Source organism: Castellaniella defragrans 65Phen (assembly GCF_000612685.1).
Lineage (GTDB): Bacteria > Pseudomonadota > Gammaproteobacteria > Burkholderiales > Burkholderiaceae_B > Castellaniella > Castellaniella defragrans.
This window is the reverse complement of record NZ_HG916765.1, coordinates 3094743-3110618: the sequence shown is the minus strand read 5'-3', so window position 1 is coordinate 3110618 and position 15876 is coordinate 3094743. Positions and strand designations below refer to the sequence as shown.

General features: G+C 72.0%; 16 protein-coding genes. 3 read left to right on the top strand and 13 right to left on the bottom strand.

The annotated features are described in order from the left end of the window. Window positions 1–111: 111 nt before the first annotated feature. The 4 genes from BN940_RS13885 to BN940_RS13865 form a co-directional block, all read right to left on the bottom strand. Complete coding sequence (locus BN940_RS13885) at window positions 112–1155, bottom strand: quinone-dependent dihydroorotate dehydrogenase (protein WP_043683988.1); 1044 nt, start codon at window positions 1153–1155, stop codon at window positions 112–114. Window positions 1156–1204: 49 nt separating this feature from the next. Further along, window positions 1205–1942, bottom strand: coding sequence for an arginyltransferase (locus BN940_RS13880; RefSeq protein WP_043683986.1), 738 nt, complete (start codon window positions 1940–1942; stop codon window positions 1205–1207). A gap of 157 nt (window positions 1943–2099) precedes the next feature. Further along, the gene (locus BN940_RS18650) at window positions 2100–3062 is read right to left on the bottom strand and encodes a leucyl/phenylalanyl-tRNA--protein transferase (RefSeq protein WP_052355883.1); all 963 of its coding nucleotides are present in this window, start codon (window positions 3060–3062) and stop codon (window positions 2100–2102) included. A 33-nt stretch (window positions 3063–3095) separates the two neighbouring features. After that, window positions 3096–3683: an NUDIX hydrolase gene (locus BN940_RS13865; RefSeq protein WP_043683983.1), complete on the bottom strand. Its 588-nt coding sequence runs from the start codon at window positions 3681–3683 to the stop codon at window positions 3096–3098. 186 nt (window positions 3684–3869) lie between these two features. On the opposite strand from BN940_RS13865, the gene hpaA reads away from it, so the two are divergent. Continuing rightward, window positions 3870–4811 (top strand): 4-hydroxyphenylacetate catabolism regulatory protein HpaA, encoded by a 942-nt coding sequence (gene hpaA, locus BN940_RS13860; RefSeq protein ID WP_052355882.1) that lies wholly within the window; start codon window positions 3870–3872, stop codon window positions 4809–4811. Between the two features lie 66 nt (window positions 4812–4877). Here hpaA and BN940_RS19940 read toward each other — a convergent pair whose 3' ends face one another. From BN940_RS19940 to BN940_RS13840, 4 genes are all read right to left on the bottom strand, one after another. Then, window positions 4878–5834, bottom strand: a complete 957-nt coding sequence (locus tag BN940_RS19940; RefSeq protein ID WP_043683982.1) for a p-hydroxyphenylacetate 3-hydroxylase reductase component — start codon at window positions 5832–5834, stop codon at window positions 4878–4880. A 12-nt stretch (window positions 5835–5846) separates the two neighbouring features. Further along, window positions 5847–7016: a p-hydroxyphenylacetate 3-hydroxylase oxygenase component gene (locus BN940_RS13850; RefSeq protein ID WP_043683980.1), complete on the bottom strand. Its 1170-nt coding sequence runs from the start codon at window positions 7014–7016 to the stop codon at window positions 5847–5849. Window positions 7017–7279: 263 nt separating this feature from the next. Then, window positions 7280–7897, bottom strand: coding sequence for a DUF2946 family protein (locus BN940_RS13845; RefSeq protein WP_043683978.1), 618 nt, complete (start codon window positions 7895–7897; stop codon window positions 7280–7282). Continuing rightward, on the bottom strand, window positions 7898–8125 hold the full coding sequence (locus BN940_RS13840) for a hexameric tyrosine-coordinated heme protein (protein WP_043683977.1): 228 nt from the start codon (window positions 8123–8125) through the stop codon (window positions 7898–7900). Window positions 8126–8259: 134 nt separating this feature from the next. Between BN940_RS13840 and BN940_RS13835 the strand changes: the two genes are divergently transcribed. Together BN940_RS13835 and BN940_RS13830 are read left to right on the top strand one after the other, a co-directional pair. Next, window positions 8260–9741 carry a M20 family metallopeptidase gene (locus BN940_RS13835; protein ID WP_043683975.1) on the top strand — a complete coding sequence of 494 codons (1482 nt, stop codon included), beginning with the start codon at window positions 8260–8262 and terminating at the stop codon, window positions 9739–9741. After that, window positions 9734–10663, top strand: a complete 930-nt coding sequence (locus BN940_RS13830) for a ZIP family metal transporter (RefSeq protein WP_043683973.1) — start codon at window positions 9734–9736, stop codon at window positions 10661–10663. The genes BN940_RS13835 and BN940_RS13830 overlap by 8 nt, the downstream gene beginning before the upstream one ends. A 124-nt stretch (window positions 10664–10787) precedes the next feature. Here the strand turns inward: BN940_RS13830 and mmsB are convergent, their stop codons facing one another. Genes mmsB through BN940_RS13805 form a run of 5 tightly spaced genes read right to left on the bottom strand, consistent with a single transcriptional unit; the run spans window position 10788 to window position 15866 of the window. Beyond that, a complete protein-coding gene (gene mmsB / locus BN940_RS13825) occupies window positions 10788–11846 on the bottom strand; it encodes a 3-hydroxyisobutyrate dehydrogenase (protein ID WP_477021189.1) in 1059 nt (352 codons plus the stop codon). Further along, window positions 11821–12987 (bottom strand): enoyl-CoA hydratase/isomerase family protein, encoded by a 1167-nt coding sequence (locus BN940_RS13820; RefSeq protein WP_052355881.1) that lies wholly within the window; start codon window positions 12985–12987, stop codon window positions 11821–11823. Before BN940_RS13820 ends, mmsB begins: the two co-directional genes overlap by 26 nt. Continuing rightward, window positions 12984–14138 carry an acyl-CoA dehydrogenase family protein gene (locus tag BN940_RS13815; protein WP_043683970.1) on the bottom strand — a complete coding sequence of 385 codons (1155 nt, stop codon included), beginning with the start codon at window positions 14136–14138 and terminating at the stop codon, window positions 12984–12986. Before BN940_RS13815 ends, BN940_RS13820 begins: the two co-directional genes overlap by 4 nt. 43 nt (window positions 14139–14181) lie before the next feature. Further along, window positions 14182–15114, bottom strand: coding sequence for an electron transfer flavoprotein subunit alpha/FixB family protein (locus BN940_RS13810; RefSeq protein ID WP_043683968.1), 933 nt, complete (start codon window positions 15112–15114; stop codon window positions 14182–14184). 2 nt (window positions 15115–15116) lie between these two features. After that, window positions 15117–15866: an electron transfer flavoprotein subunit beta/FixA family protein gene (locus BN940_RS13805; protein WP_043683966.1), complete on the bottom strand. Its 750-nt coding sequence runs from the start codon at window positions 15864–15866 to the stop codon at window positions 15117–15119. Window positions 15867–15876 lie beyond the last annotated feature (10 nt).

Here is a 15876-nt window from a genome sequence, read left to right as displayed (position 1 = left end):
CCGGGGCGCCGGCCTCGCCGCCGGCTCCATCGCCCGCCCCATGGAAGGCCCCCTCATCGGCTCCGTCGCCGGCGCCGCCAGCGGCGGCTGGACAGGGCGGGGCCGCGGCCCTCAGGCGGCTTCCAGCGCCCGCACGCATTCGGCGACCAGCGCCGGCCCCCGGTAGATCAGCCCGGTGTAGAGCTGCACCGCGTCGGCCCCGGCCTGGACCTTTTCCACCGCCTGGCGGCCGGATTCGATGCCGCCCACGCCGATGATCGCGGTTTCCCGGCCCAGGCGCTCGCGCAGGCGGCGGATCACGGCGAGCGACAGGGCGTGCACCGGCGGGCCGGACAGGCCGCCGGCCTCGTCCTCGTGGGGCAGGCCGCGCACGGCCTCGCGCGCGAGGGTGGTATTGGTGGCGATGATGCCGTCGATGCCGTGGCGCGGGACCAGTTCGGCGACGGCGTCGATTTCCTCGGCCGCCAGGTCGGGCGCGATCTTGACCACCAGCGGCGTGCGACGGCCGTGGCGGTCGGCCAGGGCCTCGCGGCGTTCCCGCAGGGCGCCCAGCAGCGCGTCGAGCGCGTCGTGGCTCTGCAGGCTGCGCAGGTTGCGCGTGTTGGGCGAGGAGATGTTGACCGTGACGTAGTCCGCGTGGGGGTACACGCCGTCCAGGCACAGCAGGTAGTCGTCCACGGCGCGCTCGATCGGCGTGTCGGCGTTCTTGCCGATGTTCAGACCCAGGATGCCGCCGTGCCGGCGCCACTGGCTGCGCTGGACGTTGGCGACGAAGGTGTCCAGGCCGTCGTTGTTGAAGCCCATGCGGTTGATCAGGCAGCGCGCCCGCGGCAGGCGGAACATGCGCGGCTTCGGATTGCCGGGCTGGGCGCGCGGCGTGACGGTGCCGACCTCGATGAAGCCGAAGCCCAGGGCGGCCAGGCCGTCGATGCAGGCGCCGTTCTTGTCCAGGCCCGCCGCCAGGCCGACGGGATTGCGCAGCGGCAGGCCCATGACGGTGCGCGGCAGGACCGGCTGGCGCGCGGCCAGCAGCCGCGTGAGGGCGCAGCCCTGGCTGCGCTGCAGCGCGCGCAGCGTGCATTCGTGGGCCTGTTCGGGGTCCATGGAGAACAGGGCGGCGCGCGCCAGCGGATAGGCTTGGAACAGCAGGGACATGGGGCGAAGACGGATCGGTTGGGTGGGGACGCGGCGCGCCGGCCCGGGCTCAGTCGCCGTCCGGCGGCGGTTCGGTCCAGACGCCGCCGCGCAGGATCTGATGCGGCCTGAAGCGCGATTTGTAGGCCATTTTACGGCTTTCGCCGATCCAGTAGCCCAGGTACAGCCAGGGCAGGCCCAGGCGGGCGGCGTAGTCCAGCTGCCAGAGGATGCCGTAAGTGCCCAGGCTGGCGCGCCAGTCGGGATCGTAGAAGGTGTAGACCGCCGACAGGCCGTGGTCCACGCGGTCCATGATGGCCACCATGCGCAGCGCGCCGCCGTCGTCGCGGAATTCGGCCATTTCGGAATGGACCCGGCTGGTCAGCAGGAACTGGGTGTATTGGGCCTGGTCGTCCTGGTCCATGCCGGCGCCGGGGTGGCGCCGCTTCTGGTAGCGCAGGTACAGGTCGAAATGCCGGGCGTCCCAGTGCAGCGGCGCCAGGCGCGCCTTCAGCACGGGCTGCAGGCGGCGCCAGAGCTTGCCCTGGGTGCGGTCGCGGCGGAAGCGCCCGACGTCGATGCGGATGGGAATGCAGGCCTGGCAGAGCTCGCAGGCGGGCCGGTAGGTGAACAGGCCGCTGCGGCGGAATCCCTGCTCGATCAGCCGCGCATAGGCGGCCTCGTCCACCAGGTGGGTGGGGGCGGCCACCTCCGAGCGCGCCATGCGCCCGGGCAGGTAGCTGCACGGATAGCTGGCCGTGGTGTAGAACTGCAGGCGGCGGAAGATGGATTCGCTGGGATTGCTCATGGATCGGGCCCGGGATCCTCCGGACCGGAGGGCCCCCAGAGTGGCGACCGATTCATTGTGGCACCGGCGGCGCGCGAAGGCCAGCGCCGGGCGGCCCGCGGCGGCTTGTGGCGGCCCGCGGCGGCCCGCCGGCCGTGGTCGGTGCGCCGTCCGTATGTCAGCGCGCCCGCCAGCCCGCGGGCGGCGGCTCCAGGCCGCCGTCGGCCCGCAGGCGCCCGCGCCCCCAGGGCGGGGCCGGCGCGTCGCGGCCGGCCGCCAGCATCTCCAGGAACCGCGCGCGGGGCACGGGCCGCGCGCCCAGGCTGGCGAGGTGGGGTGTTTCCTGCTGGCAGTCGATCCAGGGCGCGCCCCGAGCCCGCAGGTGGCGCACCAGGTAGGCCAGGGCGACCTTGCTGGCGTCGGCGGCCAGGCTGAACATGGATTCGCCGAAGAAGCACTGCCCCAGGCCCACGCCGTAGAGGCCGCCCGCCAGCCGCCCGCCGATCCAGGTTTCCACGCTGTGGGCGCGGCCCATGCGGTGCCAGGCGGTATAGACGGCCATGATGTCCGGCGTGATCCAGGTGGCGTCCCGGCCCTGCGCCGCGCCGGGTTCGGCCCAGTCCCGGCCGGCGCGGGCGGCGCCCAGGCCGATGCGCGGGGCGCCGCGCCGCGCGCAGCGGGCGATCACCTCGGAAAAGGCCAGGTTCAGGGTGACGCACAGGGCGGGCGGGGCGTCGGTGCGCGGCGGGCGGTCGGCGGACTCAGAGGCGGATCCGGGGGCGGACTCAGAGGCGGATCCGGTGGCGGACTCAGAGGCGGATCCGGTGGCGGACTCAGAGGCGGATCCGGTGGCGGGTTCGGGGACGGGCTCACCGCCGGCGGCCCGGTCGAACTGCCGGACGCGCTTGGCCAGCGAGCGGCTGACGCGGAAATCCTCGCAGCGCAGCACCATGCGCGGGTCCGGGCTCCACCACAGCACCGGTTCGCCGGGGCCGTACCAGGGAAACAGGCCCTTGCGGTAGGCTTCGGCCAGCCGGGCGGGCGAGAGGTCCAGCCCCGCCGCCGCCAGGCCGCTGGCGGGCACCGGCGCGCGGGCCGGGTCGGGCAGGGGATCGCGGTCTTCGACCCAGGCGAGCGTCATGGCGGCTGCGCGGTTGCCGTTCCGTGCGGCCGTTCAGTCCGGGAACCGCAGGTCGATGGCGTAGTGGTGGGTGGGGAACGTGCCCAGGGCGCGGTCCCGCAGGTAGTGCTCCAGCGTCGTGCTGACGGTGCGGAAGGCCAGCTCGCGCCAGGGGATCTCGTCCAGGCCGAAGAAGGCGGCCTCCAGGGTTTCCGGTCCCGGCGCCAGATGCGGCCCCAGGACGTCGGCCAGGTAGTACAGGTGGACCTGGTTGACCGAGGGCACGTCGATCACCGTGAGCAGGGAGCGGATGCGGATGCGCGCGCCGGATTCCTCCTGGTTCTCGCGCTCGGCGCCCTGCTCGGTGGTCTCGCCCAGTTCCATGAAGCCGGCCGGCAGCGTCCATTTGCCGTGGCGCGGCTCGATGGCGCGGCGGCACAGCAGCACCCGGTCGTCCAGGATCGGCACCACGCCGACCACGTTGCGCGGGTTCTGGTAGTGGACCGCGCCGCAGTGGGTGCACAGGTCGCGGATGCGGTTGTCGTCCGGCGGGATTTCCCGGCTGAGCGCATGGCCGCACTGCGAGCAGAACTGCTGGGAGCGGGGGGCGGGGTGGTAGAAGGCGGGATCGGACGAAGTCATGCGGCGATTTTAGCCTGCGACCGCCTCCGTGGGTGCCCGGTCGATGCCCGGCGGGAATGCCCGGGCGGGATGTCCCGGCGGGATGTCCGGGTGCATGCCGGACGGGAACGTCCGGCAGGGATGCCCGGCGGGACCCCCCGGCATCCGGCGTAGAATGGACGCCTGGACAACTCCCCCGGAAACGGCATGTCGCGGCAGGACATTCCCAATCTCGATCTGAGCCACATCGCGGGTCCGGATCACGCGGATGCCGACCTGCACTACGAAGCGCTCGGCACCCTGGCCAGCCAGCTGGGGCGCAGCATGGCGATGCATCGGCACGACCAGTTCTTCCAGGTCCACTACGTCCTGGAGGGCATGGTGCGCGTGCAGCTGGAGGACGGCCTCTACCGCCTGCGCGGGCCGATGGTGTTCCTCACGCCGCCGGCGTTCCTGCATGCGTTCGTGACCGACGACGACGCCGACGGCCACGTCCTCACCGTCAGGCCGCAGTCGCTCTGGCCGATGCCGCACGACGACACGGTCTGGCCCGCGAGCGGCGCCCAGATCGCGCCCGTCTGCCTGTCGATCGGCGCGCTGGAAGGCGAACACGCCGACGAGGCGCGCCGCATGGACCAGCTGTTCGACCTGCTGCGCCGGGAGCACGCCGGGTGGCGGCCGGGCCGGGACCAGAGCCTGCTGCTGCTGGCGCGCCTGATCTTCATCAGCCTGCTGCGCCTGTCCTCCCAGGCCCTGGGCTCGCCCCCGCCGTGCCGCGAGGAACTGCAGCTCTTCCAGCAGTTCAGCGCGCTGATGGAAGCCCGCTTCCGCGAGCACTGGACGCTGTCCCGCTACGCGGCCGAGCTGGGCATCGGCGAGCAGCGGCTCAACGAGGTGTGCCGCCGCATGACCGGCAAGCCGCCCAAGCGGCTGATCAACGACCGCCTGATGCAGGAAGCGCGCCGCCTGCTGCTCTATTCCGGCCAGGCCGTCAGCCAGGTGGGCTATGCGCTGGGGTTCGACGATCCGGCCTATTTCGGCCGCTTCTTCCTGCGGCAGGCCGACGAATCGCCCGGCAGCTACCGGGCGCGCATGGCCGGCGCGCCCGGACGCCGGGCCGCGGGCCCGGGCCCGGCGGACGCCGGCTGAGCCGGGCCCGGGGACTTCCCGGGCACCCCGGCGCTCCCGGGCGCCGGCCGGGGTTTCGGCCCGCGCTCAGGCCGCCGCGGCGATGATGCCGCGGAGCACCAGCTTGAAGTTCTCCACCTGCGCGCGGTCGAAGCGGGCGAAGACCTGTTCCTCGTGGCTGCGCGCCAGCGCCCAGATGCCGCGGACCTGCGTGGCGCCGGCCGCCGTCAGCGCCACGCCCTCGGGCGTGCGTTCGACCAGGCCGCGGCTGCGCAGCAGATCCAGGGTGTGCTCGACCTGGTGCTGCGGCATGTCGGCCTGGCGCGTGAGCGCGGCCATGTCCCGCGCGGGGCCGTCGTTCAGGATCATCAGCAGGCGCGCCTCGCCGGGCCGCCAGCCGGTCTGGATCTGCTTGGGCTGGTAGCTTTCCTGGTAGCTGCGCACGGCCTGGGTCATCAGGTAGTAGGGATGGTCGGCCAGCCGGGACTGCAGGCCGTCGGCCGGCTCCCCCGCGGCCGCGCCCTGCGGCGGCTGCCGGTGGGGGTGGGGCAGCACCATGGAATACGAGCCCTGGTGGTACACCAGGGGCGCCGTGCCATGGTCCTCGAAGGCCCGCACCCGGCCGATGAGGATCCAGTGGTCGCCGCCTTCGATGATTTCGACCTTCTCGCACTGGAAGTTGGCGCTGGTGCCTTCGAGCAGGATGCAGCCGCCCTCGCCCGGGCGCCAGGGGACGCCCGCGTAGCGGTCCTCGTGCGGCCGGGCGAAGCGGTTGGACAGCTCGATCTGGTCCATGGCGAGGACGTTGATGGCGAAGTGGCTGGCGCGCCGGAACACCGGCAGGCTGCCCGAGCGCTTGTCGATGCTCCAGAGGACCAGCGGCGGGTCGAGCGAGACCGAGCTGAAGCTGTTGGCGGTCACGCCGACCATGTCCTCGCCGGCGCGGGCCGTGACGATGGTGACGCCGGTGGCGAAGTTGCCCAAGGCCCTGCGCAGGATGCGGGGGTCGAATGCCGCGGGTTCGGCGGGGTGCGGGGCGTCCATGGGCGGTCCTCCTCAGATCATCGTGGGGTCGGGCTCCAGGCCCATGAGCTGGCGTCCCAGGATCTGGGCGCACACGTCGTAGTCGGTGTAGGCGTGGGCGGCCGTCATGTGGCTGTCGCGGAACAGGCGCTGGATCTCGTTGGTCTCGAACCAGGCGGTGGCGCCGGCGGCGCTGAACAGGCGGTCGACCGACTCGACGCACATCTTGACCACGTAGGCCTGGTTGGTGCGCCAGGCGGTCAGCGTGTCGGTGGACGGGTAGCGCTTGGCCTCGCCGTGCACGCGGTGGTCTTCCCAGGTCTTTTCGAGCAGGGCGCGGGCGGCCGCCACCTGATGGGTGGACTCGGCCAGGCGCATCAGGGCCGGGGTGGCCGTGCCCACGCTGGCGCCCGTGTAGGCGCGCACGCGGTTGCGGGTCTTTTCCTTGAAGGCTTCGAGCATGCGCTCGGCGATCCCCAGGCTGATGGCCGAGAAGCCGCTGGCGAAATAGGGGCGGTACGGCGTGTAGTAGATCTTGCTGTCGGGGTACAGGCCGAAGCCGGCGGAGCGGCCTTCCATCATGTCCTTGGCGGCCTGGATGCGGTGCTCGGGCACGAAGACCTTGTCCAGCACCAGCGTCTTGGAGCCGCTGCCGCGCATGCCGACGGCGTACCAGTCGTCGCGGATGGTGTAGTCCTTGCGCGGCACCACGGCGAAGCAGTAGGTCTTCTCGCCGGCCGGATTCATGCGGTTGAAGCCGACGATGGCCCATTCGGCGTGGTCGCAGCCGCTGCTCCAGCCCATCTCGCCGCTGAACAGCACGCCGCCCTCGACCTCCTCCGTGCGCCCGAAGGGGGCGATGCTGCTGCTGGCGGTGGCATCGGGATTCTCGGCCCAGAGCTCGTCCTGGAGCTGCTTGGAGAACATGGCGAGCTGATGGCTGTGCGTGCACAGCAGGCTGAAGGCCCAGGTCGCGCCGGCGTCGGCGCCCGCCAGGGCCACGACGCACTGGCCGAAGTCGGGCAGCGACATTTCCAGCCCGCCGTAGGCCTTGGGCTGGAAGGCGCGGTGCAGGCCGGTGCCCTTGAGCAGGGCGATGCTCTCGGCGGGCACCTGGCGCTCCTGCTCGGACTGGGCGGCGCGGGAGGCGAGTTCGGGGAGGATGGACTGGATGCGTTCCAGCATGGGGTTCGTGCTTGTCATGGCTGTTGTCTCCTGGGTCGGAAGAATCGGATGGCGGATGAACGACTCACGAAAATTGTAAATATGTTAGTGAATTTTCCTGATGTACATTTCCACCCGAACATGGCACTTTTCTCGGATTTCGGGAAAACCCTGATCATGGGTCCGGACACGGTGCGGTGCTTGGGGGCCGCGCTGGCCTGACACATCGAATCTGGGCCGGGCGGCTCGATGCGTGCCGTCCGATGCGCGCCGTCCCATGCGGATGCGTGTCGCGGGCGGGGCTACGGCCGGCGCACGAAACCCAGCGTGGCTTCGAGCGCGCCGTCCGCCAGCAGGCCCAGCGGCGTCGCGGCTCCGGCGCGGTCCGTCCCGGCGTCTCCGGTCAGGCGCACGGCGATGCCGGCGGGATCGGGCCGCTCCAGCCAGTCGTCCAGCGGCCGGCCCTCGGCCGTGCGCAGGGCCTCGACCACGCGGGCCAGGTCGCGGTCGGACACCAGGCCCGCGCCCTGGGCCGACCGGGCGTACAGCCGGCCGCCGGAGTCCAGCCACCAGTGCGCGACGGGACCGTAGTCCCGGCCGGTATGGGTGCGCAGCTGCGGGCGGCCTTGCGCATCGGCGTCCATGCCGAGGATCCAGGGGGCGCCGTCCAGGCGCACGTAGACGCGCTGCGGGCCGTTCTGGAAGAACCAGCGCCCGGCGTCGTCCGACAGGTAGTTGCGGCCGATGAAAGCGAGGATCTGCGGGCTGGTGATGGCTTCGCCGGGTTCCTCGTCCGGCACGCCCCAGCCGCGCCCGCGCGGATGCAGGCGCCACTGGCCGCGTGCCGACAGCGACAGCCAGCCGCGCACCGCCGGCACATCCGGCCAGCGGGCCATGGCGGCCAGGACCTGCTCGTCCATCTATTTCCAGTAGCCGTTGGCGGCCGCGATGGTCTGGAAGTTGATGGCGACCACCTGCGACGAGGCGATCAGGGCGTTGGCGTCCTCGCCGTAGACGGGGCGGAGCTTGTCGCGGACTTCGGCCGAGGGCTGGGTGTATTTGACGCCCATGCGCGCCAGCTTGATGGCCAGTTCAAAGCCTTCCTGGGGGGTGGCGGTGATGAGAGAGGTGAGCCAGGTATCTGCCATGGTGATGTCTCCTGTGGATGGGTTTGCCGCCCAAGGATGACATGAAAACGGCCGGCCCGCATCATCCCCCACGTCATCCGGGGGCTTGGAGCCGGGCGTAAAATGGTCCTTTGGACGCATTCCCAGGAAACATCATGGACACGCCGCTGGCCGCCATCCCCGCCGGACCGGATCCCGCCGCCCTCCGGTCCTTCGTCGACACGCAATGGGACCGTGAAATCCTCCCGGCGCTGAGCGATTACATCGCCGTTCCGGCCAAGAGCCCCGCCTTCGACGCCGACTGGGCCGCCCACGGCTACATCGACCGCGTGGTGGAAGACGCCGCCCGCTGGGCGCGGACGCGGCCCATCCAGGGCCTGACGGTCGAGGTCGTCCGCCTGCCGGGCCGCACGCCGGTGCTATGGTTCGAGGCCCCCGCGACGCGCCGGGACGATGGCGGCGCGGTGCTGATGTACGGCCACCTGGACAAGCAGCCGGAATTCTCCGGCTGGCGCGCCGGCCTGGGGCCGTGGACCCCGGTGCTGCGCGACGGCAGGCTCTACGGCCGCGGCGGCGCCGACGACGGCTACGCCGTCTACGCCTCCCTCACCGCCATCGAGGCGCTGGACCGCCAGGGCGTGCCGCGTCCGCGCTGCGTCGGCCTGATCGAGACCTGCGAGGAATCCGGCAGCTACGACCTGCTGCCCTACATCGACGCCCTGCGCCCCCGCCTGGGCCGCGTCGCCCTGGTGGTCTGCCTGGATTCGGGCGCGGGCAACTACGATCAGCTCTGGATGACGACCTCGCTGCGCGGCCTCGTCACCGGCACGCTCGAAGTCCAGGTGCTGGACGAAGGCGTGCATTCGGGCGACTCCAGCGGCGTGGTGCCCTCCAGCTTCCGCATCCTGCGCCACCTGCTGGACCGGCTGGAGGACAGCGGCACCGGCCGCGTGCTGCCGGCGAGCTTCCATTGCGAGATCCCGGCCGAGCGCGCCGAGCAGGCCCGCGCGGCCGCCCGCATCCTGGGCGACGAGGTCTGGAAGCGCTTCCCCTGGAGCTGCGGCGCCGAGGGCGGCGTCGTCCTGCCGATGGCGACCGACCCGCAGCAGGCCCTGCTGAACCGCACCTGGCGGCCGGCCCTGTCCGTCACCGGCGCCGAAGGCCTGCCGCCCCTGGCCAGCGCCGGCAACGTGCTGCGGCCGCGCACCGCCTTCAAGCTGTCCCTGCGCCTGCCGCCGCTGGTGGATGCCGGCGCGGCCGCGGACGAACTGAAGCGCCTGCTGGAGCAGGACGCCCCCTACCGGGCGCGCGTCCTGTTCCAGCCCGATCCGGGCGTGGCCAGCGGCTGGAACGCGCCTGAGTCCGCGCCCTGGCTGCGCGATGCGCTGGCCGCCGCGTCGCGGCGGCATTTCGACGCGCCCTGCGGCTACATCGGCCAGGGCGGCACGATTCCGCTGATGAACCTGCTGCGTCAGGGCTTCCCGGCCGCGCAGTTCATGGTGTGCGGCGTCCTGGGGCCGCAGTCCAACGCCCACGGCCCCAACGAATTCCTGCACGTGCCGTACGCCCGGCGGCTGACGGCGGCGGTGGCCCAGGCCATGGCGGCCCTGCCGACGGGGGCGCAGGCCGATGAGTGACGCGCGGGCGGCCCCGGCGCCTTTCGCCCAGGCCTGGCGCCGGCAGCTGCGCGAGCACCGGGCGGCGGCCTTCGGCCTGGGCGTGGCCCTGCTGGCCGTGCTCTGGCTGCTGCTCAGCGGCGGCGCGGAATCGTTCGCGGAGGGCAACCGCGAGTTCCTCGGGTACGCGGTGCTGGGCGGGGCGGCCGGCTTCGGCGCCACGGCGCTGGGCGCGCTGCTGGCCCTGGGCCTGCGCGCCGTCGAGACCCGCGCCCAGGACTGCATGCTGGGCTTCGCCGCCGGCATGATGCTGGCCGCCAGCTCGTTTTCGCTCATCCTGCCCGGCCTGGACGCGGCCCGCGAACTGCTGGACAGCGGCGCGGGCGCGGCCCTGACGGTCACGATCGGCCTGGGCCTGGGCGTGCTGCTGATGCTGGGACTGGACTATTTCACGCCCCATCGGCATGAAAGCTCGGGCGCCCATGGCCCGGCCGCCGCGCGCATCGGCGGCGTCTGGCTGTTCGTGCTGGCCATCGTGCTGCACAACCTGCCCGAAGGCATGGCGATCGGGGTGGGCTTCGCCCACGGCGACCTGGCGGTCGGGCTGCCCCTGACCACGGCCATCGCCATCCAGGACATCCCCGAAGGCCTGGCCGTGGCCCTGGCGCTGCGCGCCATCGGCCTGCCGCTCGCGCGGGCGGTGCTCGTCGCCGTCGCCTCCGGCCTGATGGAGCCCCTGGGCGCGCTGGTGGGCGTGGGCATCGCCAGCGGTCTGCCCATCGCCTATCCGGTCAGCCTGGGCCTGGCCGCCGGCGCCATGATCTTCGTGGTGTCGCACGAAGTCATCCCCGAGACCCACCGCAACGGCCACCAGACGGCGGCCACCGTCGGCCTGATGGGCGGCTTCGCGGTGATGATGTTCCTGGATACGGCGCTGGGGTGAGGGGGCGGCGTGCTTCCCGGGGAGGCGGCACCGTGGGACGGGCCGGCGCTTGCAGGGCCGGCGCCGGCGGTCGGCGCCCCTGTAATCGGCGCCTTTGATCGGCGCCCGTGGCCCGCGCCTGCGGTCAGCGCCTGTAGAGCTTCAGGATGCTGGAAAAATCCAGCATGCCGTGGCCCTGGGCGCTGTGCAGCGCGTACAGGTTGCGCGCCAGTTCGCCCAGCGGCGTGGTCGCGCGCGCCTGCATGGATGCCTCGGCCGCCAGCCCCAGGTCCTTGAGCATCAGGTCCACGCCGAAGCCGCCGGCGTAGCCCTTGGAGGCCGGGGCGTTCTCCATCACGCCGGGCCAGGGGTTGTACAGCTCGGTCGCCCAGTTGCGCCCCGAGCTCTTGGCGATGATGTCCGACAGCGTCCGGGGGTCCAGGCCGTTGGCCACGCCCAGGGCCAGGGCCTCGGCGGTGCCGGCCATCAGGATGCCCAGCAGCATGTTGTTGCAGATCTTGGCGACCTGGCCCGCGCCCGCGTCGCCGGCGTGGAAGATGTTCTTGCCCATGGCCTGCAGGTAGGGCCGGGCCGACTCCAGGTCGGCGGCGGCCCCGCCGACGATGAAGGTCAGCGTGCCGGCCACGGCCCCGCCGGTGCCGCCGGACACCGGCGCATCGAGCATGCGGATGCCGCGCTGCGCGGCGGCGGCCGAGACCTTGCGGGCCGATTCGGGGGCGATGGTGCTGCATTCGAGCACCAGTGCGCGCGGGGCGATGGCCGTGAGCAGGCCGTCCTCGCCCAGGTACAGGCCCTCGACGTGGCGGCTGGCCGGCAGCATGGTGACGACCACGTCGGCCCCGGCCACGGCTGCGGCCGCCGAGGCCGCGGCCGTGGCGCCCGCCTGGACCAGGCCCTGGACGGCCTGGGGGACCAGGTCGAAGACCTGGAGCCGGTGGCCGGCCTTGACCAGGTTCTGTGCCATCGGGCCGCCCATGTGGCCCAGTCCGATGAATCCGATGGTGCTGCTCATGTGTGTCTCCTGTGATGATGCGTGGAATTCTTGTGGCTGCCCGGTCCCGCGGGTGTGCGGCCGTGGGTTGCGGTCGTGGGTTGCGGTTGTGGATGCGCGGGCTGCCGGGGGCGATGCGCGCGGCCCGCGATCGCGGGCCGCCGGCTCAGCCCTCCAGGTCCGCCAGCGGATGGGACTCGCTCTTGGGCCAGGGCGGACGGAAGAAGCGTTCGACCCAGTGGCTGTCGGCCTGTTCGTGCGTGGCCGGCAGCCACTGCGGCGACTTGTCCTTGTCGATCAGCAGGGCGCGGATGCCTTCCTGGAAATCCCCCTGGACCGTGCAATGCAGCGAGACCACGTATTCCTGGCGGAATGCGTCGGCGAGCGACAGGGGACGCATCCGTGCGATCAGCGTGTAGCCCAGGCGCGCCGATCCGGGCGAGCCGGCGGCGAAGGCCGCGGCGGCGCGCGCGAGCCAGGGATCCTCGTGGTCGGCCCAGGCCAGGAGCCGGGCGCGGATCTCGTCGAAGTCCGCGCGGTCGCAGGCCGCCCGGATCTCGTCGAAACGGATCTGCAGCGGGCCCGGCGACTGCGCCGGTCCGGAATCGCAGAGGCCGTCGAGGACGTGGTCCACCTGGCGCGCATGCGCCTGGGGATCCGCGCTCCAGTCGGCGGCCGCCAGGGCGGCCCGCAGGTCCTCCAGGCGCGTGGATCGGCAGACCCGGTCGGCCAGCCCCAGGCGCATGCAGTCCGACGCGCCCAATTGCGCGCCGGTGAGCGCCAGGAATGTGCCGATGCCGCGCGGCAGGCGGCTGAGCATCCAGGTGCCGCCTACGTCCGGGTACAGGCCGATGGCGATTTCGGGCATGGCGAAGCGCGTGGTCTCGGTCACGATGCGATGGCTGGCTCCCATCATGAGGCCCACCCCGCCGCCCATCACGATGCCGCTGCCCCAGCAGATCAGGGGTTTGCGGTAGCTGTGGATCAGGAAGTCGAGCCGGTATTCGGTCTCGAAGAAGCGCCGGGCGTAGAGATTGTTCCAGGCCTGGCCGCTGCCGTTTTCGAGTATGGCGCGGTACAGGCTGTGCAGGTCGCCGCCGGCGCAGAAGGCCTTGCCGCCTGCGCCTTCGAGCAGGACGGCCGCGATGGCCGGATCGTTCTGCCAGGCCCGCAGGCGGTCGTCCAGCAGCCGGCACATGGGCAGCGACAGGCCGTTCAAGGTGCGCGGGCTGTTGAGCGTGGCCACGCCGATGCGCCGCCCGCCGCCCGCGGGAAGCTCCTGGAACAGTACCGGCGCCTGGCCGGCGGATTCGGCAAGGGGGGACGCGCTCATCGCAGATCGGCCTCCTGGGTGAGGATGTGGCGCGCCACGATCAGGCGCATGATTTCATTGGTGCCTTCCAGGATCTGGTGCACGCGCGTGTCGCGCACCAGCCGTTCCAGCGGGTAGTCCTTCAGGTAGCCGTAGCCGCCGTGGATCTGCTGCGCATCCAGGCAGGCCTGGAAGCACAGGTCCGTGGCCAGGCGCTTGGCCATGGCGCAGTAGGCGCTGGCCTGGGGGTCGCCCTCGTCGAGCTTGCAGGCGGCCAGGCGCACCATCTGGCGCGAGGCCACGATATTGGCCAGCAGGTCGGCCAGCTTGAACTGCAGCGCCTGGAAGTCGGCCAGCGCGCGGCCGAACTGGCGCCGCTCGCCCATGTAGCGGCGCGCGGCCTCGTAGGCGCCCTGGGCCGCGCCCACCGAGCAGGTGGCGATGTTGATGCGCCCGCCGTCCAGGCCCTTCATGGCGAAGCGAAAGCCCTCGCCTTCCTCGCCCAGGCGGTTTGCCACCGGCACCCGCACGTTCTCGAAGGTGATCGGGCGCGTGGACTGGCTGTTCCAGCCCATCTTGTTTTCCTTGCGGCCGTAGGCGATGCCGGCGCTGTCGGCGGGCACCACCAGGGCGGAGATGCCGCGCGCGCCCTCGCCGCCCGTGCGCGCCATGACCACCAGCACGTCGGTGTCGCCCGCGCCCGAGATGAAGGCCTTGGCGCCGTTCAGGACGTAGTGCTCGCCCTCGCGGCGCGCGCTGGTGGTGAGCGAGGCGGCGTCCGAGCCCGCGCCGGGTTCGGTCAGGCAGTAGGAGGCGAGCTTTTCGCCACTGGCCAGCAGCGGCCCCCAGTGCTCGCGCACGCCGGGCTGGGCCCAGGAGCCGATCATCCAGGTGGCCATGTTGTGGATGGTGATGAAGGCGGTGGTGGAGGGATCGACGGCGGCCATCTCCTCGAACACCAGCGTGGCGTCCAGCCGCGGCAGGCCCAGCCCGCCGATGGATTCGGGCGCGTACATGGCGCAGAACCCGAGCGCGCCGGCCTTGGCGAAGGCCTCGCGGGGGAAGATGTGTTCCTCGTCCCACTGCGCCGCGTAGGGGGCCAGTTCCCCCTGGGCGAACTCGCGGGCGGCCTGGGCGAAGGCCTGTTGCTCTTCGGTGAGGCGAAAATCCATGGTGCGTCTCCTTGCCGCGGCCGTGCCGATCCGGGGGGATGGCTCAGGCCAGCGCCGCGGTCAATTCCGGGACGGCGGCGAACAGGTCCGCCGCCAGGCCGTAGTCGGCGACCTGGAAGATCGGGGCCTCCTCGTCCTTGTTGATCGCGACGATCACCTTCGAGTCCTTCATGCCCGCCAGGTGCTGGATGGCGCCCGAGATCCCGATGGCGATGTAGAGCTGCGGCGCGACGATCTTGCCGGTCTGCCCGATCTGGCAGTCGTTGGGGGCGAATCCCGCGTCCACCGCCGCGCGCGAAGCGCCCAGGGCGGCGCCCAGCGCGTCGGCGAGCGGTTCGAGCACCTCGCGGTACTTTTCCCCGCTGCCCAGGCCCCGTCCGCCGGACACGATGATGTCGGCGGACACCAGCTCGGGGCGGGCGCTGCGCGTCAGTTCGCGGCGCGTGACGGTGGCCAGGCCCAGGTCCGGCCCGGCGGCGAGCGCCTCGATGGCGGCGGCGCCGCCCGGTCCCGCCGGCTCGAAGGCCGCGCACCGCACGGTGATCGCCTTGACCGGATCGCCGCTGCGGACCGTGAGCAGCGCGTTGCCGGCGTAGACCGGACGCACGAAGGTGTCGGCGGATTCGACGGCGACGATGTCCGAGATCTGCGCCACGTCGAGCAGCGCCGCGATCCGCGGCATCAGGTTCTTGCCGTGGCTGGAGCCCGGCGCGACGATGTGGCTGTACTGCGCCGCGTGCTGGACGACGAGGGCGGCGATGTTCTCGGCGGTCTGCGTCCCGTAATGCGCGGCGTCGGCCACTCGCACCTTCGAGACGCCGGCAATCCCGGCCGCCTGGGCCGCGGCGGCGGCGCAGTCCGCGCCGGCCAGCAGCACGTGGACGTCGCCGCCCATCCGCACGGCGGCGGTCACGGCGCTGCGCGTCATGCCGTGGATCGATCGGTTGTCGTGTTCGGCAATGATCAGGATCGTCATTTTCAGATCACCTTCGCTTCGTTCTTGAGTTTGTCCATGAGTTCGGCCACGTCGGCGACGCGCGCCCCGGCGGCGCGCCGCACGGGTTCCCGGGTCTTGACGATTTCCAGCCGGGGCCTCGTGTCCACGCCCAGCCCGTCGGCCGGGAGGACATCCAGCGGCTTTTTCTTGGCCTTCATGATGTTGGGCAGGGTGGCGTAGCGCGGCTCGTTCAGGCGCAGGTCCGTGGTGACGATCGCGGGCAGCCGCGCCTCCAGGGTTTCCAGGCCGCCGTCGATCTCGCGGGTCACGGCGATGCGGTCCTGCGAGACCTCCACCTTGGAGGCGAAGGTCGCCTGCGGCCATCCCATGAGGGCGGCCAGCATCTGCCCCGTCTGGTTCGCATCGTCGTCGATCGCCTGCTTGCCGCAGATCACCAGCCGCGGCGTTTCTCGCGCGCAGACCGCCGCGAGCAGCTTGGCCACGGCCAGGGGCTCCAGGCGGGCCTCGGTCTGGACCAGGATGCCGCGGTCCGCGCCGATGGCCAGGGCGGTGCGCAGGGTTTCCTGGCAGGCGGCCGCGCCGCAGCTCACCGCCACGACCTCGCTGGCGATTCCGGCCTCCTTCAGCCTGACCGCCTCCTCGACGGCGATTTCGTCGAACGGGTTCATGGACATCTTGGCGTTGTCCAGATCCACGTCCGTTTCGTCCTTGCGGACGCGGACCTTCACGTTGTAGTCAAGCACGCGCTTGACGGGCACCAGAATCTTCATGTTGCTCCCT